25 protein-coding genes are annotated in these 22,434 nt (G+C 63.9%); 11 read left to right on the forward strand and 14 right to left on the reverse strand.

Features of this window, described 5'->3' with window-relative positions; genetic code table 11:
- Positions 1-28: 28 nt before the first annotated feature.
- Genes D3876_RS03225 through D3876_RS03235 form a run of 3 tightly spaced genes read right to left on the reverse strand, consistent with a single transcriptional unit; the run spans position 29 to position 2,532 of the window.
- On the reverse strand, positions 29-706 hold the full coding sequence (locus tag D3876_RS03225; RefSeq protein ID WP_119759645.1) for a murein L,D-transpeptidase catalytic domain-containing protein: 678 nt from the start codon (positions 704-706) through the stop codon (positions 29-31).
- Positions 707-749: 43 nt separating this feature from the next.
- Positions 750-1,064 carry a hypothetical protein gene (locus D3876_RS03230; protein WP_119759646.1) on the reverse strand — a complete coding sequence of 105 codons (315 nt, stop codon included), beginning with the start codon at positions 1,062-1,064 and terminating at the stop codon, positions 750-752.
- 4 nt (positions 1,065-1,068) lie between these two features.
- Positions 1,069-2,532, reverse strand: a complete 1,464-nt coding sequence (locus D3876_RS03235) for a L,D-transpeptidase family protein (RefSeq protein WP_119759647.1) — start codon at positions 2,530-2,532, stop codon at positions 1,069-1,071.
- Between the two features lie 203 nt (positions 2,533-2,735).
- On the opposite strand from D3876_RS03235, the gene D3876_RS03240 reads away from it, so the two are divergent.
- Positions 2,736-3,158: a hypothetical protein gene (locus D3876_RS03240; protein WP_119759648.1), complete on the forward strand. Its 423-nt coding sequence runs from the start codon at positions 2,736-2,738 to the stop codon at positions 3,156-3,158.
- Between the two features lie 32 nt (positions 3,159-3,190).
- On the opposite strand, the gene D3876_RS03245 is transcribed toward D3876_RS03240, so the two are convergent.
- From D3876_RS03245 to D3876_RS03265, 5 genes are all read right to left on the reverse strand, one after another.
- The gene (locus D3876_RS03245; RefSeq protein ID WP_147417572.1) at positions 3,191-4,075 is read right to left on the reverse strand and encodes a Csu type fimbrial protein; all 885 of its coding nucleotides are present in this window, start codon (positions 4,073-4,075) and stop codon (positions 3,191-3,193) included.
- A gap of 5 nt (positions 4,076-4,080) precedes the next feature.
- On the reverse strand, positions 4,081-6,591 hold the full coding sequence (locus D3876_RS03250; RefSeq protein ID WP_147417573.1) for a fimbria/pilus outer membrane usher protein: 2,511 nt from the start codon (positions 6,589-6,591) through the stop codon (positions 4,081-4,083).
- Between the two features lie 32 nt (positions 6,592-6,623).
- Positions 6,624-7,415 (reverse strand): fimbrial biogenesis chaperone, encoded by a 792-nt coding sequence (locus D3876_RS03255; RefSeq protein WP_119759651.1) that lies wholly within the window; start codon positions 7,413-7,415, stop codon positions 6,624-6,626.
- Positions 7,416-7,501: 86 nt separating this feature from the next.
- Entirely contained in the window at positions 7,502-8,053 is a 552-nt protein-coding gene (locus D3876_RS03260) for a spore coat protein U domain-containing protein (protein ID WP_119759652.1), read from the reverse strand.
- Positions 8,054-8,119: 66 nt separating this feature from the next.
- Positions 8,120-8,671: a spore coat protein U domain-containing protein gene (locus D3876_RS03265; protein WP_119759653.1), complete on the reverse strand. Its 552-nt coding sequence runs from the start codon at positions 8,669-8,671 to the stop codon at positions 8,120-8,122.
- Positions 8,672-9,420: 749 nt separating this feature from the next.
- Here D3876_RS03265 and D3876_RS03270 point away from each other — a divergent pair.
- Positions 9,421-10,110, forward strand: coding sequence for a helix-turn-helix transcriptional regulator (locus tag D3876_RS03270; RefSeq protein WP_182911850.1), 690 nt, complete (start codon positions 9,421-9,423; stop codon positions 10,108-10,110).
- 176 nt (positions 10,111-10,286) lie between these two features.
- Positions 10,287-10,664, forward strand: coding sequence for a glycine zipper 2TM domain-containing protein (locus D3876_RS03275; RefSeq protein WP_119759655.1), 378 nt, complete (start codon positions 10,287-10,289; stop codon positions 10,662-10,664).
- A 92-nt stretch (positions 10,665-10,756) separates the two neighbouring features.
- Here the strand turns inward: D3876_RS03275 and D3876_RS03280 are convergent, their stop codons facing one another.
- The 5 genes from D3876_RS03280 to D3876_RS03300 all read right to left on the reverse strand — a co-directional run bounded on the left by D3876_RS03280 (position 10,757) and on the right by D3876_RS03300 (position 15,281).
- A complete protein-coding gene (locus D3876_RS03280; RefSeq protein ID WP_119759656.1) occupies positions 10,757-11,233 on the reverse strand; it encodes a DUF3291 domain-containing protein in 477 nt (158 codons plus the stop codon).
- A 9-nt stretch (positions 11,234-11,242) separates the two neighbouring features.
- On the reverse strand, positions 11,243-13,069 hold the full coding sequence (gene cobT, locus D3876_RS03285) for a cobaltochelatase subunit CobT (RefSeq protein WP_119759657.1): 1,827 nt from the start codon (positions 13,067-13,069) through the stop codon (positions 11,243-11,245).
- Positions 13,069-13,389 carry an endonuclease domain-containing protein gene (locus tag D3876_RS03290; RefSeq protein ID WP_238475221.1) on the reverse strand — a complete coding sequence of 107 codons (321 nt, stop codon included), beginning with the start codon at positions 13,387-13,389 and terminating at the stop codon, positions 13,069-13,071. Before D3876_RS03290 ends, cobT begins: the two co-directional genes overlap by 1 nt.
- Before the next feature lie 145 nt (positions 13,390-13,534).
- Positions 13,535-14,539, reverse strand: a complete 1,005-nt coding sequence (gene cobS / locus D3876_RS03295; RefSeq protein WP_119759659.1) for a cobaltochelatase subunit CobS — start codon at positions 14,537-14,539, stop codon at positions 13,535-13,537.
- Positions 14,540-14,678: 139 nt separating this feature from the next.
- Positions 14,679-15,281, reverse strand: coding sequence for a DnaJ domain-containing protein (locus D3876_RS03300; protein WP_119759660.1), 603 nt, complete (start codon positions 15,279-15,281; stop codon positions 14,679-14,681).
- A gap of 40 nt (positions 15,282-15,321) precedes the next feature.
- On the opposite strand from D3876_RS03300, the gene D3876_RS03305 reads away from it, so the two are divergent.
- The 3 genes from D3876_RS03305 to D3876_RS03315 all read left to right on the forward strand — a co-directional run bounded on the left by D3876_RS03305 (position 15,322) and on the right by D3876_RS03315 (position 17,523).
- Positions 15,322-15,606: a BolA family protein gene (locus D3876_RS03305; RefSeq protein ID WP_119759661.1), complete on the forward strand. Its 285-nt coding sequence runs from the start codon at positions 15,322-15,324 to the stop codon at positions 15,604-15,606.
- Positions 15,607-15,608: 2 nt separating this feature from the next.
- Positions 15,609-16,508, forward strand: a complete 900-nt coding sequence (locus D3876_RS03310; RefSeq protein ID WP_119759662.1) for a pirin family protein — start codon at positions 15,609-15,611, stop codon at positions 16,506-16,508.
- Positions 16,509-16,623: 115 nt separating this feature from the next.
- Positions 16,624-17,523, forward strand: a complete 900-nt coding sequence (locus tag D3876_RS03315; RefSeq protein WP_119760971.1) for an alpha/beta fold hydrolase — start codon at positions 16,624-16,626, stop codon at positions 17,521-17,523.
- On the opposite strand, the gene D3876_RS03320 is transcribed toward D3876_RS03315, so the two are convergent.
- Complete coding sequence (locus D3876_RS03320; RefSeq protein ID WP_119759663.1) at positions 17,520-18,563, reverse strand: DUF2332 domain-containing protein; 1,044 nt, start codon at positions 18,561-18,563, stop codon at positions 17,520-17,522. The two genes, D3876_RS03315 and D3876_RS03320, sit on opposite strands and share 4 nt — an antisense overlap.
- Before the next feature lie 47 nt (positions 18,564-18,610).
- Between D3876_RS03320 and hisG the strand changes: the two genes are divergently transcribed.
- From hisG to thiL, 5 genes are all read left to right on the forward strand, one after another.
- Positions 18,611-19,276: an ATP phosphoribosyltransferase gene (hisG, locus tag D3876_RS03325; protein WP_119759664.1), complete on the forward strand. Its 666-nt coding sequence runs from the start codon at positions 18,611-18,613 to the stop codon at positions 19,274-19,276.
- Positions 19,266-20,555, forward strand: a complete 1,290-nt coding sequence (hisD, locus tag D3876_RS03330; RefSeq protein ID WP_119759665.1) for a histidinol dehydrogenase — start codon at positions 19,266-19,268, stop codon at positions 20,553-20,555. Before hisG ends, hisD begins: the two co-directional genes overlap by 11 nt.
- Positions 20,552-20,995, forward strand: a complete 444-nt coding sequence (nusB, locus tag D3876_RS03335; RefSeq protein WP_119759666.1) for a transcription antitermination factor NusB — start codon at positions 20,552-20,554, stop codon at positions 20,993-20,995. The genes hisD and nusB overlap by 4 nt, the downstream gene beginning before the upstream one ends.
- A 156-nt stretch (positions 20,996-21,151) precedes the next feature.
- Positions 21,152-21,457, forward strand: coding sequence for an endonuclease domain-containing protein (locus D3876_RS03340; RefSeq protein WP_238475289.1), 306 nt, complete (start codon positions 21,152-21,154; stop codon positions 21,455-21,457).
- On the forward strand, positions 21,454-22,371 hold the full coding sequence (gene thiL / locus D3876_RS03345; protein ID WP_119759668.1) for a thiamine-phosphate kinase: 918 nt from the start codon (positions 21,454-21,456) through the stop codon (positions 22,369-22,371). The genes D3876_RS03340 and thiL overlap by 4 nt, the downstream gene beginning before the upstream one ends.
- The last annotated feature ends 63 nt before the right edge of the window (positions 22,372-22,434 follow it).

Below are 22,434 nucleotides of genomic sequence, written 5' to 3' on the forward strand. Positions count from 1 at the left end.
GGCGTCCGGTCGCGCCACGGCGTTGGCGTCAGAGCTTGTCGGCGTAGAGAAGCCGTCCGGGACCAAGCAAGCCGAGCACCTGCGGCAGCATGTGGCGCGCGACGGCGAAGCATCCCTCGCTGCGGCCCAGCTTGCCCCAGGATGCGATATGATCCTCGCTCACATAGTCCGCGCCGTGGATGACGATGGCGCGCGCTTCGGCATTGTTGTTGTGTCGCTCCAGCCCGGCAAGCCGCATGGCGGCGCCATGCACGCCATAATAGATTTCGCCAGTACGGTAGGCGCCGTCCGATGTCGCGAGCGAGCCCGGTTCATTGGAAAATGACTGGAGCCAGCCCGAATGCGCCGGATCCGATCCGCGCCCATGCGCGACGAGATAGGACGACGCCTGGCCGCTGATCAGATCGACGATATGAAATCGCAGATCACGCGAAGCAGCCGTGAAGTCGGCAAGCGCGACCCGGTCACGCAGCGCGATCGAGCCACCATGCCGGTCGAGCGCGGCGCGCGCGCGGTCGAGAAGCCGCGCATAGGGCTTGGCCGCATAGGCCGTTGGTTGCGAAAACGGAGGCACGGCCGCGGGCATCGGCACCGGCGAAGGGACGCCCGCCGATGGCATGGCTGTGGCTCCGAACGCGACCGAGCGCGGCAGCATCGCGAGGCCGATGCCCGAAAGCGCAAGTCTGGAAAAGGTACGGCGATCCATATGCAGGCTATATCATCAGGTCGTTGACCATCCAATAATGCAGCTATTCAGCAGGCCGCGTCTCATTCTCGGTTGATCCGGGCACTACGTCATCCTGCGCGGGCAGCCGTGCGGTAAGGCCGGTCGCGTCGGCATCGTCGAGCATCTGCTCGTCGTCGGTGAATTCCGGCGGGGGCGCGGCGGGCGGGGTGGCATTGGCAACCTCAGGCGGCGGCGCCACGATGTTGACCGGCGCGATATCATTCACGGGCGCCTCGGATTCGACAACCACGTTATCGAGCGGCTGCTCTTCGGGCTCGCTGCGCCCGCATCCGGCGAGCGCGAGCGCGGCGGCCAGGGTCACAAGGGCAATACGCATGTCTTTACTCCTTCGATGCCGTCGCCACATTCGCGGCGCGGCGATTGGAAGCGTCGATCTTGGACGCGAGCAGCTTGTCCCAGCCATAAGGATCGGCGCGGAAGTTCATGGTTCCGTTGCCGCTGGCAAATGCGGTCCAGTAGAGCAAATACACCGCAACTTCCTGCGGCAGCTTGACGCGCTGGGTCTTGCCGGCGTCGATTACCGTCTGGACCTGCCCCGCGAATATCGGGTCGTTCTTGAGCATCATTTCCGCCAGCGGCAGCGGCTTTTCGAGCCGGACACAGCCATGGCTCGCCAGCCGGTCATAGCTCGAGAACTTCGCACGGGCGGGCGTATCGTGAAGATAGACCGCGAACGGGTTGTCGAAGTCGAACTTCAGCCTGCCCAAGGCATTGCCGGGCCCCGAAGGCTGGACGATTCGCTGGCCCGTTTTCGGCGTGCCGATGATCTTGTACCCTTCACGCAGCAGCGCCGCGCGCCCCTTGGGAAACAATTCCTTCGTCGCGATCGAATTCGGCACATTCCACTGCGGATTGACCACGATCGAATGGATGCTCGACGCCAGCATCGGCGTCTCGTTGCCAGGGCGCCCCGTCACCGCGCGCATCGACGCGACGGGCTGGTCGCCCTCGAACATCGTCAGCACCGCCGCGGCAATGTTGACCTGGACACGATTGACGGGAAGTTCGCGCGGCAGCCAGCGCCAACGCTCCATGTTCGCCGAGATCGATGCGATCCGATCCGCGACGGGAACGTTGAGCGCAGCAAGCGTCCGCGCATCCAGCAGTCCCGTAGGATTGAGGCCATAGCGTCGCTGGGCGCGCTGAAGCGCATCGACGATTTTCTCATCGGGCGTGACTGCCTTGTCCTCGATTGCGAGCCGTGACCGGATCGCGGTAACGTCGGACTTGGCGGTCAGCGTGGGCCAGCCGCCGGCGTCGCGGATCGCTTCATAGGCTGACAGGCCCTTTCGCAGCCCGTCATAGCCGGCATAAGGGGGCGTAAGGCCTGCAACCCATTGCGGCAGCCGGTCGGTCTCCACCGCTTCGGTAAAGCCTGGCAGGGGATCATATTCGGCGGGGCGCAGGGCCCAGATGCTCAAAAAGTCGGTCGTCGGAACGCGGCCGCCGTGCAGCGCATGCGCGCGGTCGAGCACGGCTTTGACCAACGCTTCCCCCTGGGGCGGCAACGCGGATTCGGGCCCGGCGGATAGCCCGTGATCCTCACCACCGCGCAACCAGGCGACCAGAAACGCCGACTGCGCGGCGGACAATGTCGGCAACGGGCGTGGCGCCGGCGGCACAATGAAGGGAATGGTTGAAGGCGGAGTGGCCGGCACAACGGTCGGCGGTAGGGCCGGCGGTGGCGTCACGGACGTCGAAGTCTGGCCGAGTGCCGGGCCGGCGAGCGCCAGTGCCATGACGATCGGAAGCTTCAGCGAGTTGGATAGCGAAAGGCGGCTCATATTTCGCGCAAATACCCTATCTTGAGCGCCGATCAAATCTTCCTTCGCGATACGCCTGCCCGATGCCGCCCTTGACGATACCCCCGCGCGTGCCGCGGTCCGTAATTTTACGGTGCGGAACGCCGATTAGCAAAAAAACGTTGAGGGGCCATTCATTAACCTTTGAACGATAGTGGTCGAAGGGTCTGAGCAAAGGGTCTCTCATGCGTCACGCCCGTCATATTGGATCAGTTTTCGTCATCGGAGCCGCCCTGGCTGGCGCCACGCCGGCATTCGCAGCCGAAACAGCGAGCGGATCGTTCGCGGTCCGCCTGGTCGTGCCCGAGCGCTGCGAGATCAACAGCTCTCCGCTACTCGTTTCCGAGGGCAACGGCTTTCAGACAGGAAGCGTGTTCGAAAGCTGCAACGTTCAGGAAGGCTTTCAGGTCGTGGCCAATTATCGCCAGCTTGCGGCCAATGAACATGTGCTGTTCAGCTATGCCGGCACGACACGCCAGCTCGGCGCGCACGGCTGGACGCAGGTGGCGAACCGCACTGGCGCCAAATTCGGAACACGCCCGATCAGCGTCCAGCACAGCGGGCTGACCGAACCGCTTGCGATCAACCTCACCATTACGCATTTCTGAGACGCCCGACTGTTTCTGAGGCGCGGTGCGCCTCAGATCGGCGTCACCGTCACCGTGACGCGATCGGCGTAGCTGCCCGCATGGCGCTCCGGGTCGGGATCGACCACCACCGAAAGCGGGTGGAGATCGCCTGACGCGCTGGTGTGGCGCGCCACGCTGATACCATCAATACCCGTCAGGTCGAGTGTCCGCCCGCCAATGAGCAGGCGGTACGGTATCCGGTCTGGCCCGTCGACGCGCTGCAGTGCGCCGCCATTCTGCGAAGCGAACTGCACCTGATAGGCCGAGGTGCTGAGGACGCGCAGGCCAAAGGGCTGGGAGGTCGTCACGCTGGTGGGCGAAAGCGTGCCGAGATCGATCCGTGCTGGGCCGTTGCCGCCCTGCGCGCCCGAAAAGCGGATGCGTGCTGTCGCGGGAATGCGCAATGAAAGCTGCGCACGCTGCGATGCCAGCTCTTCCCGGCCGCTTTCGGGGAGCACAAAATATTGCAGTTCCTGACGATAGTCGCCCGCCTCCGCGCCCCAGCCCACCGCCATGCGGACATCGTAGGGAATCGAAATCTGCGCGCCTGCCGGGATAGCGACGGGTACCGAGGCATCGGGGTTGGAAGTCGCCGCGGCAACCGGAACCAGCGAAACGACGCCCCTGGGCCCCGTGAGCGTGTAATTGGGAAAGCGATTGTCCGAGGCCGCAAGATCGCGTCCCACCGCCAGACGCAGCGCGCAATCGCTGTGGCCATTATTGCGGATGCGAATATGGAAGCGCTCGACGAGCTGCTGGCTGTCCATCCCGTCGGAAGGAATGAGCTGGACGACGATCGCGCCATCGACAAGGCTGGGTTCGCAGGCGGCCTGCGCCACGGCGGGCGCGAGTCCGAAGGTCAACGCCGCAAGGGGCATCCGGTAACGTGCGCGCATGGCCTTCACTCCTGTCCCTGCTCCGCCGCAGCGACAGCGATGTCGCCCAACTGGAGGAGCGATCCCGAATCCGCGGGTACGGTTATGTTGAAACTGCTCTGCGAATTGAACAACGTGACGCGGTAACTTTTGCCAGGCCGCAGTCCCATGACCGCAAAGCGTCCTGCCGAGTTGGTGAAGAAAGGCTGGCGTTCGAAATCGTTATCGTCAAGTCCGGCGATCGTTCCCGAAACCAGCACCGCGCGCTTGCCCGGATAGTTGAGGAAGCCATAGGCGCTGACATTGGCGTCGGTGCCGACGACGATGCGATAGCCGCTGCGATAGGGCGGCTCTACGACGTGGATGCCCGTGCCGATGTCATAGCCCTGTCCGCCGTCCTTCAGATCGTAGATCACATTCTGGCGATTGTAGGAATTGAGGCGGCCGCTGAGCGCGGGGCCGAAAAGCCCGCTTTCGGCTTCGTATTTCTCGTCGTTGACCGAACGGCCGAGGACGACCTGCTCATTCTTCAGGCTGGAATGCGGCTTGGCGATCGCGAAGCTGTCGTTGATCGGCCGGCCGATCGCGAAATCGCCCCCGGCAAATGCGATCGACGAGCCAAGCTGGAGGCGCGCCGTCTGTCGCTGGTCGATGCTTCCAAAGCTGTTACCCGACGTTGTGACGGCAAGCCGCGAATAGAAGCGGTTGCCCACATAGTTGGCGATGCCGTCGACGCTCTTGTCGTCACTGGTGCTGCGAACGCCCAGATCATAGCCGAACGATCCGACGGTATCGTCATAGCTGCGCGACACGAACGCCCGGGCATCGTTACGGCGACTGTTATAGCCGGCCTCCGCGCGCGTTTTGCGATCCAGCGGGATCGTTATCGTGATTCGACCGCCGAACTGCCGTCCGAACACGTCGCGGCCATATTCCAGACCCGCGGTGAGCCGGTAGCGCGAAGTACGATGGAGAACGTCCACATAGGCAAGCCGTGTCGTGGGAGCGCCTTCGCGGCTGAACAGATTCGCACCCGCGATGAGCGTCGTTCGCTCGCTCAGGCTCTGCGAATAGCTGGCGGTCAGGTTCAGCGAACGAAAACGGGCAAGGCCTATCGAATCGGCGAGCGTCGAAAACCCGCTGCTGCGATAGTCGGCGTTGACCGCGAACTGGCTGCCGCTCACACCATTGCCCAACTGCACCACATAGGCGCCGCGCAGCGCAAAGCCCGTTGAATTCCCGGTGCTGACCGCTCCCGAAACCTCTATTCGGCCCGGAATTTTACGCGGCGAGACGATGATTTCGGCTGCCGCGACCTGGATATCCTGCGACAGTTGCAACGCTCCGCCCAGGATGAGACGATTGCTGAGCCCGCGACGATAATAGCCCGAAAAGGCAGGGTCCGAACCATATTCGGGTTGAAAGTTGAAACGCGAAGGCAGGACACCGACGGCCGCGCCATATTCGGTCTCACCCGCGACAAGATCGGCGGGATTAAAGAAAGGATCAAAGGATGCCAGTTGGCGGCGGCCGCTGACGTCAGTGATGTACAATTGCGCGTTGCGGGCACCATATTGCGCCTGGAGCTGCGAGAGATCGTAAGTGCCCGCGGCCAATTGCAGAGTCTGGACCTGCTGACCATCAACGATGACCTCTACCGTGGCATCGCGGTCGAGCAGCACCTGCTGCCCCCCGAATTGGGTCAATGGCGCCGATGCGGTGAAGACACGCCGCCCCTTTTCGACCGAAGCACCGCCAAGCAGCGCGCCGGAAACCAGCGAAAGGCTGCCGATCTGCAGATCGCCAGCGCTCCAGCGGCGCATTTTGTCAGGCTCGTCATAGCTGAGCAGGGCCTGGCGACGATAGAAGCCGCTGCTGCCGGTGAGCGCGGGATCGTAGCCGCCATCGAGCTCGAGCACGACGCCCTTGTAGCGCGCAGCGCCGAACAACAGCACGCCCGGATCTTCGAATTCCTTGAAATCGGTCAGCCGAAAATCACTCACGATGTTGAGATAAGCGCTGAAGTCCTGAGGTTGCTGTGTGACCGGGATCGGATTGTTGCGGAATGCTTCACCGATCGACTGCACGGCCATCATTGCGGGATCAATCTGATCGACCGCAATCTCCAGCAGCGAAGAGTTGTATTTGAGCGTGATGCCCGCCTGCGCCACCTCTTCGGGAGTGAGAAATTCGGTCCGGGGCAGCGATGCTTCAAGCTGCGCCCGTCCGTTTTCGGAAAGGATTGGCCCAATCCGTTCGATCAGCGACGTTCTGTCGTATCGGACACGGCCGTCGGAATACACTTCGGCAAGGACGTCGCCATAGAGGCGCCCGCCACGCGAAAGAGGCAGCACGAGCTGCATGGACTTGTCCGGCTTGCCCGTGTTGGGCTGCGCGGCAGCGAGCAAGCCGTCAGGGTCGGCAGTGCCGGCAGCCGGAGGCTGCTGCGCCGGGACAGGGCGGACGTTCTGGGCCAACGCCGTCGCAGAGTGCGTCGCCAGCACGGTCAGGGCGACCTTGCAAAATAGTGGTTTCACCAGCGCTCTCCGGCCATCCCCCCTGGTGCCGATCAGCGCTTGAGCGTGACGGTGACGCTGCCAGTCTTGAGCAGCTTTTCTGTGGGCACGAAGAATTTGCGCGCCTTGCCAGGAGCGACGATGCCCATGCCGATCAGGTCGCTCATCTGCGCGTCGGTATAGTTGACCGAAACCGGCGCCCCCGCTTCATCGGCGCCTGCGATGGTCCATCCCGTGCGTCCCGCCGCAAAATAGCGCGTGCCCTTGTTTTCGATGCGAACTTCGATCCCGCGCTGTTTCTCGGTGCGCTTTACCTGCTTTTCGGCGGGCTGCTTTTCGTCGGCTGGCAGCTCGATGTCCCGATCGACCACCGCAACATTGCTGACGACGGGATCGGGCGTCGTTCCCGACGGCACGACGTTCACAAGAACGTTGAATCGCATCACGACCTGAATGCGCGACTCGCTCGGATCGAGCGGCACGGGCACCTGACTGACCGCCGCATAATAGATTTCCGACGTCGCCGGCATCGCATCGGGAATATACTGAACCCGAAAAACCTGCTGCGAGCGCGGCTCGATCACGGTTTGCGGCGGGAACACCATGAAGCGATCGTCCGCGGGCTGCAGGTCGAGCTCGCCGGTCTCGCTGATGGCGCCGCGATACATGCGGACCTCCAGAGGCAACTGGCGGTCCTCATTGTTGGTAACCTCGATGCGCGAGGCAGATTGGCTGCCCGTAGGCGCAAGATCGACCGCCATTGGCGTGACCCGCGCGGCCTCGGCCGCAACCGCGCTCAACGCCAACCCAAGCACACTCATACCCAACATCAGGTTGCGCAGCACGTCGATCCCCCCGGACTCTTATGAAAACACAAGATCGGGGAAGCCCAGAGACTTCCCCGATCCAAGGTTCAGTAATCTACAAGGTCTTAAATGGTCGTAACCGCGACGGTCACCGTGTCCTGATAGGCGCCAGCCAGCGGACGAGCACCGAAGTTTGCGAGGGCGCTGGTGCGCGCGCGCATGTTGATCTTGCGGTGGATCGCGGCGCGGGGCGTGCCCTGCCCGAAGCTGATGCCGCCGGCAAAGCCGGGCTGGGTCGCGAAGAAGCCATCGCGATAGTTCTGGGCGTTGAGCTCGTAAACGAGCTGGTCGGTGAAGCCCGGATCGTCGGTCGCGCTGACCGAACGGGTCTGGTTCTTCAGGCGACCATTATTGGCCGACGTGACAGTCATCTTGTTGCTGTCGTTGCACGACAGCCAGAATTCGCCGGCCGATTCAGCGGCAAGCAACTCGGTGAGGACAAGCGCGTTCGGACCGGCGGCGGTGTTGATGTCGAGCGTGCCGAGGTTGATGTCGTTGATATTGTCCATCGTACACGTCTTGGCGACGGTCGCGGAGATATCGAACGAATCCTGTGCGGCGTGGGCCGGTGCGGTGGCGAGCATCGCCGCAGTGGCGACAAGCAGAAACTTCTTCATGTTAGATCCTATCTAATTCAGTGCCTGAGCAGTGCCGGCGCGAGCGCGCCGGCCGTTCCGGAAATGTCAGACCGCCGAAACGGTGACGGTCACGGTGCCCGAATAGGTGCCCGCCAGCGGACGCTTGCCGGCGTTATCCGCCTGGCGGACCTCTGCCTTCATCTGCACCTGGCGATGGATTGCGCCGCGGGTCGTACCCTGGTTGGCGGTGGCGCCCGCAACGCTGCCGAAGCTCGGCTGCGTACCGGTCTGGTAGTAGTTCTCGGCGGTGACGCGGTAGTTCAGCTTGTCGGTGAACGTCGCATCGTCGCCCGACTGCAGCGCGCGGCTGCCCTGCAGCACGGGACTGCCGGCGATCGTCATCTGGTTGTTCTGGTTGCAGCTCACCCAGAATTTGTTCGAATTGTTGCTGGTGTCGCTGGCGAGGAGCAGTGCGCCCGAACCCGAATTGGTGTCGATGTTGACCGGGTCGAGGGTGACGTTCTGGATGTTTTCCATGACGCAGGCCGTCGCGATGTTCGCGTTGACGGTGAACGAGTCACTATCCGAGGCAGCGGCAAATGCCGGCGACGCGATGACCATCGCGGCGACGGCCGAAAGCTTGATCAGGTTCTTCATGTTCAACTCCGAGTTTTAGTCGTCCAAAACATGAGAGGCACGCCGCCTGAGTTTCGTAGCGCGACCAGCCACGGAGTATTCGGCGCTGCCGGAGCAGCCCTTCTTGCCCGCACCTCTCTGCCACCAGAGCTAGGCGAAGCGCGGCGCGTAAAATATTGTTCAATGGTTAGAGGTAACTATCAACTTTGAGGGCGGGATTGACCGAACGCGCAATCCGCTATCGAAAATGCGTTAGACGCTGTGATTTCGATGCGATCTTTACGATTTGTTGCAGATGACACGCCAATGCGCAGATTTTGCAACTTTTGATATATACACCCTCCAACGCAGTCAGGTTTTGCAGCCGAATCAATAGCTTCGCGTCTTGATTCGGCGGCTCTGCCTTAAGCGGTGAGCGCGCCGATTTGCGCAGAAATTCACGTCAGAAATGTTGGTTTTGCGCCAATCCCGGCGTCACGAGCCTGCATAATCCACGGGCGCTTGATCAAAAGCGTTAATGGTGATTAACAATTGCTAAATATCATTGCGCCAAGCTTAATTTCGAATTTCGCGGTGCGGCGCAACGCGGGGCGCAACCCCCGAGGTGAAGCGGATAGGCTGCATCCGGTGGAGAGCTGCGCAACGCGTCGTGTTTTGGGTGCGCGGGGGCGCATGGGTGGGGATTGCTGAATATGCAGGAGCATCGTTTTTCGTGCGTGATTGTCTGCCGGGAAACCTTTGTCAGGGAATCTGTGGCGGAATCGCTTGCCATGAGCGCGGTGGATGTCGTCGCCAGCCTGAAGTTCATTTCGGAGGAACTTGTCGGGGAAGGCGCGCTCAGATCCGATCTGATCCTTTATATCGATTCGGGCCATTCGGGGCGGAACAGCCAGCGCGACGCCGAAAAGATCCCCCAGCTCGCAGCGACCAACTGGCTCGTGCTGTGCGACAGCAAGGACAACGACGTCTACAATACGCTGCGCGATCTGAAACTCTCGGCATCGGCGGCGCCGCTCGACATTTCGCGCGAGGATCTTGCTTATCTCGCGGGACTGGCGAGCCGCGGCCGTCGGATCTTCATCGACGAATTCTGCGAGCCCGGCCCCAGCGACGAAATCCGCGAAATTCGCAACCTTGCGCTGGATGCAGAGCAATGGGCGCTGTTGCGCTGCCTGTCCGAGGGCCATTCGAACAAGGTGATCGCCAAGCTTCACAATTGCAGCGAAGCGATGGTGAAGGTGCAGATCCGCGCGCTGCTCAACCGCCTGTCGGTGAGCAACCGCACGCAGGCAGCGGTGATGGCCGCGCGCGCAGGGCTGCGCTACGAAGCCGCGCAGGATGACGCGAAGCCGTCCCGCCGGCCGACCCTCACCGCGCCGCCCGAAATCGTGACTGACCCGGTGGAATTGCGACCTGCCCCACACCTAAGGCTGACGTCCGGACACATCGCCGCAGCCTGAAATCGCAACGCTGTCACGCCCCCCATTCGGCATGTGGCTGAACGGCAGATAACATCTGCGTTCAGGACGCGCTCAACCGAATCGCTCCATAACGGCCTCAGTCGACGAAAGCTGTTCCGGATTATCGGGCAGACGCCGACCCGAAAACGGCTTTGGTCGCAAATGGAGTTTTGGTCATGCTGAAGAAACTGAGCCTTGTTGGTGCCGCGCTTGCCATGGGTGCCGGCTCTATGGTCATCCCGACCGCCCCCGCCATGGCGCGCGACGGCTATTATCGCGACTATGACGGCGGCCGCTATTATCGCGGCGACCGCAGCTACCGGAACAACGGCTATGATCGCGGCTATCGCGGCGATCGTTATTACCGGAGCAATCGCGGCTATCGCTGCGACAATGGCACCGGCGGCACGATCATCGGCGCGATCGCGGGCGGCCTGCTCGGCCATGAGGTGGTCGGCCGCCGTGGCGACAAGACGGCGGGCACGATCATCGGCGCGGGTGTCGGCGCACTCGCCGGCCGCGCGATCGACCGCTCGGACGGTCGCCGCTGCTAAGCGCAACACCATGTAACGACCCTCCGGTTGCGTAGCGAGGGTCGGGGGCCGGGGGCCGGGACCGCAAGGTTCCGGCCCCTTTGCGTTGCGGTTCAGGCCGCGTCGCGCAGATCTTCGCAGGGCGGCGGCGCGAAATGCTTGCGGAAGGTGAAGGCCTGCGGGCTGAGGCCATAACGGTCGAGATGCCAGAGGCGCGCAAGCCCCTCGTCGATCGTCGGTACATGGCCCTCGGGCACCCACCAGAGCGCCATATGCGCATGCTTGGCAGGCAGGAAATAGTCACGCCGGCGCGCCAGTTCCTCGCTATGCGCCGAGCGATAGACATAGTCCCTGAGCGTTTCGACCGAGTTCCACACCGACATGTTGATGAGGAACAGCGGATCGATCGTCGGACGAAGATAGGTGGCACCCGGCCCCTGATCATCCTTCAACCGCCAGACGAAGCCCGGGCTTGCCTCGGCGAGCGCGTTGATGCGATCGAGCGCGTCGAAAAAGGGCTGGACCCCGGGATCGCCCTCGGGCGCGACAAGCGTTCCGACATTGATCTGCGCCAGTTGTGACCTGCCCATGCTGCCTCCTCAGTCGGTGTCGAAAAGTCCCGCCAGTTGCTCGACCATCGTACCGCCGAGCTGTTCGGCATCCATGATGGTGACCGCCTTTTGGTAATAGCGCGTGACATCGTGGCCGATGCCGATCGCGATGAGCTCGACCGATGACCGGTTTTCAATCCAGTGGATCACCTGACGGAGGTGCTTTTCGAGATAGCTGCCCGAATTGACCGAAAGCGTCGAATCGTCGACGGGCGCGCCGTCGGAGATCACCATCAGAATGCGGCGCTCCTCGGGGCGGTTGACGATGCGGTTGTGCGCCCAGAGCAGCGCCTCGCCGTCGATATTCTCCTTCAGGAGCCCTTCGCGCATCATCAGCCCGAGCGACTTTTTCGCGCGACGCCAGGGTTCATCGGCTTTCTTGTAAACGATGTGGCGAAGATCGTTGAGCCGGCCAGGCATGGGCGTGCGTCCCGCCGCCAGCCAGTCTTCGCGCGATTGCCCGCCCTTCCACGCGCGCGTGGTGAAACCGAGAATCTCGGTCTTGACGCCGCAGCGCTCGAGCGTGCGCGCCATGATGTCCGCCGAGATCGCGGCGATCGAGATCGGCCGCCCGCGCATCGAACCCGAATTGTCGATGAGCAGTGAGACGACGGTGTCGCGAAAATCGGTGTCGCGCTCGATCTTGTAGGACAGCGAGTGGGTGGGGTTAATGACGACGCGCGCCAGCCGCGCGGCATCGAGCAGCCCTTCTTCCTGATCGAAATCCCAACTGCGGTTCTGCTGCGCCATCAGGCGGCGCTGGAGGCGGTTGGCGAGCTTGGTGACCGCGCCCTGAAGATGGACGAGCTGCTGGTCGAGATAGGCGCGCAGCCGCCCGAGTTCGTCCTCGTCGCACAGATCGGTCGCCTCGATCACCTCGTCGAAGCGCGTCGTCCATGCCTTGTAGTCGAACTGCGGCGAGAAATCGGAGAGCGGCCGGTTGGGCCGCACGGGCATCATCCCCTCCTCCCCCTCGCCATCGGCCTCGGCGTCCATGTCGGAGAGCATGTCCTCATCCGCCATGCTCTGCTCGCCTTCGCCGGTCTCGCCATCATCGGGCTCGCCGCGCGCGTCCTGCTGCCCCTCGGCGCCGCTCGACTGGTCGTCGCCCTCCTCGCCTTCGCTCTCTTCCTGATCCTGGCCCTCGTCCTCGTCGCCGCCATCATCGGCGCTGTCGGGTGCGAGATCGCCCTCGGTGAGTTCGAGATCCTCGAGCAACTGCGTCGCGAGCTTCTGGAAGGCGGCCTGATCGTCGGCGAGCAGCGCAAGCGCGTCGAGATCAGCGCCGCCCTTCTGCTCGATCCAGTCGCGGACCATTGCGAGCCCCGCCTCAGCGACCTCGGGCGCCGCCTGCCCCGTCAGCCGCTCGCGCACCATCAATCCGACCGCGGTCGACAGCGGCACCTCCTCGCGCGAGCGAGCGCGCGTGATCGGATCCGAGCGCATCCGCATCTCAAGCGCATGCGTCAGATTGGCCTTCACGCCTGCCATCGCCCGGCTGCCCAGCGCCTCGACGCGCGCCTGCTCGGCGGCGTCATAGACCGCGCGCGCCACCGCCTCGGCGGGCGCAGCCTTCACATGAAGCGCGGCGTTATGGTGCCTGAGCTTCAGCGCGAAACCATCGGCAAAACCGCGCGCCTCCGCCACCTGTTCGGGCGGGAGACTGCGCGCGGGCATCGGCACCTTCAGATGCTTGCCCGCCGCCACCGGCGCATCAGCGGTGAACGCCAGCTCGACCTCGGGCTCGTGCGCGATCGCGCGCGACGCGCCCGTCAGGACGGTGCGAAAACGATCGAGGGGCGTCTGCTCGGCCATTATGAATGCGCACCTTCAAGCCCTCCCCCTTGATGGGGGAGGGTTGGGTGGGGGTGACGCTCGTGCAACACGCCCGCGATCAAGGATGAAACGCCCTCGGCATTGCCGAGCACGTCAGGGTTCCAGAACCGAATCACGCGATAACCTTCCGCCTCAATGATCGCAGTCCGCGCCTCATCATTCGGGCCGCCATGCTGGCCCCCATCGACCTCGATGACCAGTTTCGCCCTGTGGCTCGCGAAGTCGGCGATGAAGTGACGCAGTGGAACCTGACGGCGAAACCGCGCCTCGGGAAAATGGTCACGCAGCAATCGCCACATTGCCTGCTCTGCATCAGTGGGGCTGCTCCTCAATCGCCGTGCTCGTGATGTAGCTCCAGTCGGCGGATGATTCTTCATAGGTTTCACCTCACGCCAAACATCACCCCCACCCAACCCTCCCCCATCAAGGGGGAGGGCTATTGAGTCACGCCTTCCCCACCACGCTTTCGGGCAAATCCTTGCCGAAGACGCGCTGATAATATTCGGCGACCAGCGGACGTTCGGCCTCGTCGCACTTGTTGAGGAAGCTCAGACGGAAGGCGAAGCCGACATCCTTGAAGATCAACGCGTTCTGCGCCCAGGTGATCACGGTGCGCGGGCTCATGACCGTCGAAATGTCGCCCGCGATGAAGCCCTGACGGCTGAGATCGGCCACCTTGACCATGTTCTCCACCACCTGCTTGCCCTCGGGCTTGTCATATTCGCCCGATTTGGCGAGCACGATCTGCGCCTCGGTGGCGGCGGGCAGATAGTTCAAGGTCACCACGATGTTCCAGCGGTCCATCTGGCCCTGGTTGATCTGCTGTGTGCCGTGATAGAGCCCCGAGGTGTCGCCGAGCCCGATCGTGTTGGCGGTCGCGAACAGGCGGAAATACGGGTTGGGCCGGATCACGCGGTTCTGGTCGAGCAGGGTCAGCTTGCCCTCGGTCTCCAGCACGCGCTGGATCACGAACATCACGTCGGGGCGGCCCGCGTCGTACTCGTCGAAGACGAGCGCGGTCGGCGTCTGGAGCGCCCAAGGGAGCAGGCCTTCGCGGAACTCGGTAACCTGCTGGCCATCGCGCAACACGATCGCGTCGCGGCCGATCAGGTCGATACGGCTGATATGCGCGTCGAGGTTGATGCGGATGCACGGCCAGTTGAGGCGTGCGGCGACCTGCTCGATATGCGTCGACTTGCCCGTTCCGTGATAGCCCTGGACCATGACGCGGCGGTTGAATGCAAAGCCCGCGGCGATCGCGAGCGTGGTGTCGGGATCGAACACATAGGCGGGATCGAGATCGGGGACGCGCTCATCGGCTTCCGAAAAGGCGGGTATCTCCATGTCGGTGTCGATCCCGAACAGATCGCGCGCCTTCACCATCTTGTCGGGCGCGTCGAGCACGGTGTCGGCGCGGCTGTCGGGCTGAGCGTTGGGGATGTCGGTCATCATTCTCTATCCAGCTTCTCCGCTCTCCCTGAGTAGGCATTGAGCTTGGCGAAATGCCGTATCGAAGGGTCCTTCGAGATGCGGCTTCGTCTTCGCTCAGCCGCTCCTCAGGATGAGCGGCATTGATACTACCACAGCCTCAGGCGAAGGCGGGGGCGGATTTGAGCCTCGTATAAGCCGAAATCACATCCTGCAAAGCCCGTTCGTGAGACCTGTCGCCGCCATTGCGATCAGGGTGATAGCGGTGAACGAGTTCGGTATAACGGCGGCGCAATGCCCGCCGGTCGGCATCCGCGCCCAGCCCCAGCGTCTTCAGCGCCTTGCGATCGCCTTCGGAGAGCGGCTTGCCATCCTTGCGCAGCGCTTCCGCACGGTCACGGAAACGCGCGCCGATCGCATCGAGCGGATCGGTGAAATCGGCCCAGCGCGGGGGTACGTCACCCCCGTTGGTCGCAAAAGCGCGCGTCTCGCGTTCCCAACCCGCGAGAGGGCGCTGCGCATCCGCGATTTCGTCAGCGCTCATGCCGGTGAAGAAGTTGTAGCGCTGGTTGAACTCGCGGACGTGATCGAGGCAGAGCCAGCGCCAGTCGCCGGGACCGTCAAAGCCCGGACTGCGATCACCGGGCGCCCGAAATTCGCCGGGTTCGGCGCAACCGGCCTGAGCACAGCGTCGCCCCTCCCCTTCCACGCGCCCGTGGAAACGGCTTTGCTTCTTGCGTCCTTCTTCCTGCTGCTCGCTCAAAACGGCTCCCGATCCTTTTAGACTCGCTTATATAAGGGCGATGACCACCCCAACCCAAGGCCCTGTGGCCGCAGAAATCGAAGCGCGCCTGACCGCCGCCCTTTCCCCCGCACGGCTTGCCGTGATCAACGACAGCGCCAAGCACCGCGGGCATATGGGCGACGACGGATCGGGCGAATCGCACTTCACCGTGGAGATAGAAAGCGCCGCCTTTGCGGGGCAGACCCGCCTTGCGCGCCAGCGCATGGTGAACCATGCTCTGGGCGACCTGCTTCGCGAGCGCGTGCATGCGCTTGCCATCAGGGCGACCGCGCCGGGAGAATAGTGATGGCCGAGGATCTTTTCACCCAGACGATCACGCCGGTGACGCATGATCTGGGCGGGTTCAAGGTCCACCGCACGCTCCCCTCCAGGCCAAGAACGATGGTGGGGCCCTTCATCTTCTTCGACCAGATGGGCCCCGCGGTGCTCGACAAGGGCAGCGGCATCGACGTGCGCCCGCATCCCCACATCAATCTCGCCACGGTCACCTATCTGTTTTCAGGCGCAATCGACCACCGCGATTCGCTGGGCACTTTCCAGGCGATCGAGCCGGGCGCGGTCAATCTGATGACCGCGGGCCACGGCATCGTCCATTCCGAACGCTCGCCGCAATCCGAGCGCGACGCGGGGCCCGAGCTTTCGGGTATCCAGACCTGGTTGGCGCTGCCCGAGAAAAACGAGGAGATGGACCCGGCCTTCGAGCACGTCGCGCGCGACGCCTTGCCGATCGTCGAGGACGAATGCGTGCAGGCGCGCATCATCATGGGCACGCTGTGGGGCAAGTCGGCACCGACCACGACTTATGCCGGAACGATCTATGCCGACATCGTGCTCGGGCCCGGCGGGCTGATCCCGATCGACGCCGAAGCCGACGAACGCGCGGTCTATGTTGCCTTGGGTGAGGCCAGCCTCGACGGTCAGAAGCTCGAGCCGATGACGCTCTATGTGCTGCGACCGGGCCATGCGGCGACGCTTTCGTCCGATGCGGGCGGGCGCGTAATGCTATGCGGCGGAGAGGCATTCACGACGCAGCGCCATGTCTGGTGGAACTTCGTCTCTTCCGATCGCGAGCGCATCAACCAGGCCAAGCACGACTGGAAAGAGGGGCTTTTTCCCAAGGTGAAGGGAGACGAGAAGGAATATATTCCCATCCCCGAAATCCCGAAAACGGTGAGCTATCCGTGAACCCCATGCTGTCATTCCCGCGAAAGCGGGAATCCAGCCGCGCCGCCCTTTCCGGACGCGCCGATGGTCATGGATTCCCGCTTTCGCGGGAATGCCAAAAGAAATGGAGAAAGAAATGGCTGAGCTGAAAACCCAACGTTTCGCGCTGCCCACGGGTGTCGAGCTTGACGTCACGCTGGGCGGCGATCCGGCCAACGACGCGATCTTTTTCCTCCACGGCTTTCCCGAATCGCATCGGACATGGCGGCACCAGATGCCCGTGCTGGCCGAAGATTATTTCGTCGTCGCGCCCGACCAACGCGGCTTTGCGCGCTCGTCCAAGCCCGCCGAGGTTTCGGACTACGCTCCCGAAAATACTGTCGCCGACCTGATCGCGCTTGCCGATGCGCTGGGCGTCGATCGCTTCACACTGGTCGGGCACGACTGGGGCGGTGCGATCGCGTGGATGGCGGCACTCAAGCATCCCGAGCGCGTCGCGCGGCTGATCATCGTCAACGCCCCGCACCCGCTGATCTTCCAGAAGACGCTGTTCGACGACATGGCGCAGCGCGAGGCCAGCCAGTATATCCGCGCCTTCCGCAATCCCGCGCTGGAAGCGCATATCGAGTCGATCGGGCTCGAGCAGTTCTTCGACGGCAGCTTTATGAAGCACACTGATTTCGCAAAGATTGGCGACGAGAAGGCGGTCTATCTCGATCAATGGGGACAGCCCGGCGCGATGACCGCGATGCTCAACTGGTATCGCGCATCCTCGATCGTGGTCCCCGCAATGGACGAGACCCCTGAGCGCCCCGCTTGGCTCAATGGCCCCTTCCCCGTGCTGCAGATGCCCGTGCTCGTGATCTGGGGCACCGGAGACAAGGCGTTGCTTCCCTGCCAACTCGACGGTCTCGACGCGCTTTGCGTCGATTTGAAGGTCGCCAAGGTCGATTCAGGGCATTTCGTCCCGTGGGAAAATCCGGGGGCAGTGACCGACGCGATCAGCGAGTTTCTGAAGGCGCGTGTTCCGGCCTAAATGCGCCAGGCGACCCACGCGCAGTACGGATGCGCGTCGGCGAGGTGAATTTCCTCGCCGCCCGGCCACATGGTCAGTCGCAGCTCATAGGCGCTGCGATCGTCGTTGATCTCGAGGCGGAGCCAGCCAAGCGGCGTGTCTTCGTCCGCCAGCGCGCCGGCCTTTTCCAACGCGCCGCGTACCCGCGCCTTTACCTGATCGGGGAAATATTGCCACGCAATGGTGTGGAACAGCACGCGCATGACGCCACTCTCGACGGGCTCGGCCATGCGCGCCTCGGTCCAGTCGGCGGCATCGCCCTTGGCCACGCGCGGTGGATGCACCTTGGCGATGGCAAGCGCGGTCTCGATACGCGCGATCCGCTCGGGCTGATCGATCCACATATAGGCGATGAGCCGCTCGCGTGCTTCGGCGGTATCGGTCGCGATTGGCGCAATATCGACGCCTTGGGAGGCGAGGATCGTCACGGGCGCGGCCGGCGGCGTCGCGCCGCGCCATTCGGGGATGAAAGCCAGTGGCGAATCCGGATCGCCCGCCGTCACGCCCCCAAGGTCAAAACGATAATGCGCAAGGTTGAGGTTGAGCCCCGCGCTCGATCCCAGCTCGAACAGGCGAAATGGCAATCCGAATCGGCGCGCAGCAACGAGCAGTCCCGCCATCACCGCGGCGCTTCGCGCGGTCTCGTTGGTCTGCGGGGGCAAGTCGAGCCAACGTTCGAGCCAGGCATCTCGCGCCGCCAATGCGGCCGCAACAGCAGCATGCGCGTCGTCCGCCTCGCGCGCATAGAAAGCGCTCAACTTGGGCACGTCGCCGCTGCGCGCCAGCGCATGAAGCCCGCCCGCAAGCCTGAGCCCGGTCGCCTCGCCATAGCCCGAATGATCGACCGCGCCGAGGATGCGCCGACCGGTGCGGGTCCTGTCATCGGCAAGGTCCGCGGCGGCGTCGATAATCCGCGCGGTCAGCGGTGCCGCCATCTGCCGGCACGCCTCGGCCTGCGCGCGGAAGGTGTCGAGGATCGGGGAGTCGGCAGTGCTGGCCATGGCTCCAGTTGCCCTATCGCGCCCGCACAAGTAAAGCCGCGAGCGCCATGGCCCAACCCGTCATCATCGCCGTCCCCAAGGGACGCATTCTCGAAGAGGCATTGCCGCTGCTCGCGAGCGTCGGAATTCTGCCCGAGGCCGCCTTTTCGGACGAGAGCAGCCGCGCGCTGAGTTTCGCGACCAACCAGCCGGGGATCTCGCTCATCCGCGTGCGCGCCTTCGACGTCGCCACCTTCGTCGCGCACGGGGCGGCTCAGCTCGGCATCGTCGGTTCGGACGTGCTGATGGAGTTCGACTATTCCGAGCTCTATGCGCCGGTCGATCTTGGCATCGGCCGTTGCCGGCTCTCGATCGCGGAGCCTGTCGATCTGGCCAGCCGCGACGATCCGCGAAGCTGGAGCCATGTGCGCGTCGCGACGAAATACCCTAATCTCACGCGCAAGCATTTCGAGGCGCGCGGCGTCCAGGCCGAGTGCGTCAAACTGAACGGCGCGATGGAGCTTGCGCCCAAGCTGGGCCTTTCCAGCCGGATCGTCGATCTCGTCTCCTCGGGCAAGACGCTGAAAGAGAACGGGCTGGTCGAGGTCGAGGTGATCACCGAGGTTTCGGCGCGGCTGATCGTCAACCGCGCGGCGTTCAAGACGCGCGCGGCCGAGGTCGCGCCACTGGTCGACGGGTTCCGCAGGGCGGCGGGAGGCAAACATGCCGCTTAGGCTCGATGCGTCCGACACCGGTTTTGCCGATGCTTTCGCCGCGCTGGTTGATGCGCGCCGCGAAAGCGACGCTGATGTCTCGCGCGATGTCGCGGCGATCCTCCAGCGTGTGCGCACCGAGGGCGATGCGGCGCTTCATGCGCTGACATTGCAATTCGATCGGCATGATCTCGACGCCACGGGATGGCGCGTTTCCGCCGAAGAGTGCCGCGCCGCGCTCGACGGGCTCGACACCGAACTTCGGATCGCGCTCGAACTCGCGGCCGCGCGGATCGGCGACTTTCATGCACGGCAGAAGCCGCAGGACAGCGAAAGCGTCGACAGTGCGGGCGTGCGCCTTGGCTCGCGCTGGCGGGGCGTCGATGCGGCGGGTGTCTATGTGCCGGGTGGCAGGGCTGCCTATCCTTCCTCGGTGCTGATGAACGCGATTCCCGCCAAGGTCGCGGGGGTCGAACGGCTGGTGATGGTTACTCCGACGCCGGGTGGCGAGGTCAATCCGCTGGTGCTCGCGGCAGCCTCGCTGGCGGGTGTCGACGAGGTCTGGCGCGTCGGCGGCGCGCAGGCGATCGCCGCGCTTGCTTATGGTACCGATCGGATCACGCCCGTCGACGTCGTCACCGGACCGGGCAATGCGTGGGTCGCCGAAGCCAAGCGCCAGCTTTACGGCGTTGTGGGCATCGACATGGTCGCCGGCCCGTCCGAAATCGTCGTCGTCGCCGATGGCGCCAACGATCCCGACTGGATCGCCGCCGACCTGCTGAGCCAGGCCGAGCATGACCCGACCAGCCAGTCGATCCTCTTCACGGATGACGTCGGCTTTGCCGATCGCGTTGCCGAAGCGGTCGAGCGCACGCTCGCGACGCTTTCGACTGAAGCCACCGCGCGGACGAGCTGGAACGACAATGGCGCGATCGTCACCGTTCCCGCACTCACCGAGGCGATCCGGCTGGTCGACCGGCTCGCTCCTGAGCATCTCGAACTCGCGGTCGCCGACCCGCAGCCTTTGTTCGACAAGGTCAGGCATGCCGGTTCGGTGTTCCTTGGTCGCCACACTCCCGAGGCCGTCGGTGACTATGTCGCCGGGCCCAATCACGTGCTTCCCACCGGGCGCCGGGCACGCTTCTCCTCGGGGCTGTCCGTGCTCGACTTCATGAAGCGCACCAGTTTCCTTGCGTGCGACGAAAGCTCGCTCGCCAAAATCGGCCCCGCCGCGGTTGCCCTTGCGGGCGCCGAGGGGCTTCCCGCCCATGCACTTTCCGTTGGAATTCGCCTGAAATGACCCGATCCAAAGCCCGCTCCGCCGCCCGCCTCGCCGCGGTGCAGGCGCTCTATCAGCTCGAGATGGAGAAGACGCCGCTTGCAACGCTGCTCCACGAATTCCACCAGCACCGCCTCGGCGCGACGATCGAGGACGTCGAATATGCCGATGCCGAGGTCGATTTCTTCGACGACATCGTGAAGGGCGTCGACGCCCGGCGCGCGGAAATAGATACGCTGGTCGGTGGCAAGCTCGCCCAGGGCTGGTCGCTCGCACGGCTCGACAAGCCAATGCGCCAGATCCTTCGCGCGGGCGCCTATGAGCTGATCGCGCGCGCCGATGTTCCGACGCCGACGGTCATCAACGAGTATCTCGACGTCGCGCACGCCTTTTACGACAAGCGTGAAACAAGCTTCGTCAACGGCCTGCTCGACGCGATCGCGAAGGACGTGCGGGCGTAGCAGGGCCTTGCTACCCTTTCTCCTCCCCCTTGATGGGGGAGGTTGGGTGGGGGTGATGTTTGGCGTAGGGTGCGTTGCATGAAGCATCATCCGTCAGCGGGAGCGACACAACAAGCCAGGCGGTTGCGAAGCAGCCCCACCGACGCTGAACTGACCATGTGGCGGCTCTTGCGCGAGAAATTTCCAGGAGCCCGCTTTCGGCGCCAAGTTCCGATCCGCCACTTCATTGCCGATTTCGCAAGTCATCGGGCAAAGCTCGTCATAGAGGTTGATGGCGGTCAACACGGTGGACCTGAGGATGATGCTCGAACGGCAATCCTTGAAGCCGAGGGCTATCGCGTCATTCGATTCTGGAACAATGACGTGCTCGGCAATGCCGAAGGTATCTCGATGTTGATCGAACTGGCGCTGCACGCGCATCACCCCCACCCAACCCTCCCCCATCAAGGGGGAGGGCTATGAGCGAAACCACCTTCATCGCAACGCTCCGAGCGCTGGCCGCCCATCCCGGCGCGCGCGGCCTGATGGACGATGCTGCGGTGCTCGACATTGGTGGCGCGGCGATCGTGCTGACGCACGATACCATCGTTGAGGGCGTGCACTTCCTGCCCGACGATCCGCCCGAGGATGTCGCGTGGAAGCTGGTTGCGGTCAATCTGTCCGATCTTGCTGCAAAGGGGGCGAAGCCGCTTGGCGTGCTGGCGGGTTATTGCCTGACGGGCGACGATGGCTGGGATGCCGCATTTGTGCGTGGGCTTCGTGACGTGCTCGGCCACTATGAGACGCCATTGCTGGGCGGCGATACGGTATCCCTGCCGCAAGGCGCGCCGCGCGTGCTGGGGCTGACCGCGATCGGGCGCGCGGATGGCGGAGCGCCCTCGCGCACCGATGCGCGCGCGGGCGATGCGCTCTGGGTGACTGGCACGATCGGCGATGCGGGCTACGGACTTGCGTTGCTCCAGACCGGGGAGACCACCCCCAAGGCTCCTATCAGTGCCTATCGCCGTCCACGGCCGCTGCTTCTGGAAGGCAGCGCGCTGGCGCCCCATGTCCACGCGATGATGGACGTTTCCGACGGGCTGCTTATCGATGCCGCGCGCATGGCGGAGGCGAGCGGGCTGGCGCTCGAAATCGACCTTGATGCGGCGCCGCTTTCGCCCGATGTGCTGGCACAGCCGCTGGACGGCCGCGCGCTCCGGCTCAGCGCCGCCACCGCGGGCGACGACTATCAACTGCTCTTTGCCGCCGCGCCCGATATGACGCTCCCCGTCGCGGCGACGCGCGTTGGCACCTTTGCCGAGGGAGCGGGCCTCACGCTCTTCGACCGCGACGGTCCCGTCCCCCTCCCCGAAAAGCTCGGCTATCTGCACGGCTGAACCAAATAGCTGCGCGCGCTTGCCTAATCGCGAATCGCCCCTCATACCTTTGCCCCGAGCCCG

Origin of the sequence: Sphingomonas cavernae, assembly GCF_003590775.1 — a bacterium.
Taxonomy (GTDB): Bacteria; Pseudomonadota; Alphaproteobacteria; order Sphingomonadales; family Sphingomonadaceae; genus Sphingobium_A; species Sphingobium_A cavernae.

Bases quoted from the DNA above. Each gene is read 5' to 3' on its own strand.
- D3876_RS03235 (WP_119759647.1), bottom strand. From the start codon at position 2,532: ATGAGCCGCCTTTCGCTATCCAACTCGCTGAAGCTTCCGATCGTCATG.
- D3876_RS03265 (WP_119759653.1), bottom strand. From the start codon at position 8,671: ATGAAGAACCTGATCAAGCTTTCGGCCGTCGCCGCGATGGTCATCGCG.
- cobS (WP_119759659.1), bottom strand. From the start codon at position 14,539: ATGACCGACATCCCCAACGCTCAGCCCGACAGCCGCGCCGACACCGTG.
- hisD (WP_119759665.1), top strand. From the start codon at position 19,266: ATGCCGCTTAGGCTCGATGCGTCCGACACCGGTTTTGCCGATGCTTTC.
- D3876_RS03340 (WP_238475289.1), top strand. From the start codon at position 21,152: ATGTGGCGGCTCTTGCGCGAGAAATTTCCAGGAGCCCGCTTTCGGCGC.
- D3876_RS03260 (WP_119759652.1), bottom strand. From the start codon at position 8,053: ATGAAGAAGTTTCTGCTTGTCGCCACTGCGGCGATGCTCGCCACCGCA.
- D3876_RS03280 (WP_119759656.1), bottom strand. From the start codon at position 11,233: ATGGGCAGGTCACAACTGGCGCAGATCAATGTCGGAACGCTTGTCGCG.
- cobT (WP_119759657.1), bottom strand. From the start codon at position 13,069: ATGGCCGAGCAGACGCCCCTCGATCGTTTTCGCACCGTCCTGACGGGC.
- D3876_RS03320 (WP_119759663.1), bottom strand. From the start codon at position 18,563: ATGGCCAGCACTGCCGACTCCCCGATCCTCGACACCTTCCGCGCGCAG.
- D3876_RS03310 (WP_119759662.1), top strand. From the start codon at position 15,609: ATGGCCGAGGATCTTTTCACCCAGACGATCACGCCGGTGACGCATGAT.
- D3876_RS03225 (WP_119759645.1), bottom strand. From the start codon at position 706: ATGGATCGCCGTACCTTTTCCAGACTTGCGCTTTCGGGCATCGGCCTC.
- D3876_RS03290 (WP_238475221.1), bottom strand. From the start codon at position 13,389: ATGTGGCGATTGCTGCGTGACCATTTTCCCGAGGCGCGGTTTCGCCGT.
- D3876_RS03270 (WP_182911850.1), top strand. From the start codon at position 9,421: ATGAGCGCGGTGGATGTCGTCGCCAGCCTGAAGTTCATTTCGGAGGAA.
- D3876_RS03275 (WP_119759655.1), top strand. From the start codon at position 10,287: ATGCTGAAGAAACTGAGCCTTGTTGGTGCCGCGCTTGCCATGGGTGCC.
- D3876_RS03245 (WP_147417572.1), bottom strand. From the start codon at position 4,075: ATGCGCGCACGTTACCGGATGCCCCTTGCGGCGTTGACCTTCGGACTC.
- D3876_RS03240 (WP_119759648.1), top strand. From the start codon at position 2,736: ATGCGTCACGCCCGTCATATTGGATCAGTTTTCGTCATCGGAGCCGCC.
- D3876_RS03305 (WP_119759661.1), top strand. From the start codon at position 15,322: ATGACCACCCCAACCCAAGGCCCTGTGGCCGCAGAAATCGAAGCGCGC.
- D3876_RS03230 (WP_119759646.1), bottom strand. From the start codon at position 1,064: ATGCGTATTGCCCTTGTGACCCTGGCCGCCGCGCTCGCGCTCGCCGGA.
- thiL (WP_119759668.1), top strand. From the start codon at position 21,454: ATGAGCGAAACCACCTTCATCGCAACGCTCCGAGCGCTGGCCGCCCAT.
- D3876_RS03315 (WP_119760971.1), top strand. From the start codon at position 16,624: ATGGCTGAGCTGAAAACCCAACGTTTCGCGCTGCCCACGGGTGTCGAG.
- nusB (WP_119759666.1), top strand. From the start codon at position 20,552: ATGACCCGATCCAAAGCCCGCTCCGCCGCCCGCCTCGCCGCGGTGCAG.
- hisG (WP_119759664.1), top strand. From the start codon at position 18,611: ATGGCCCAACCCGTCATCATCGCCGTCCCCAAGGGACGCATTCTCGAA.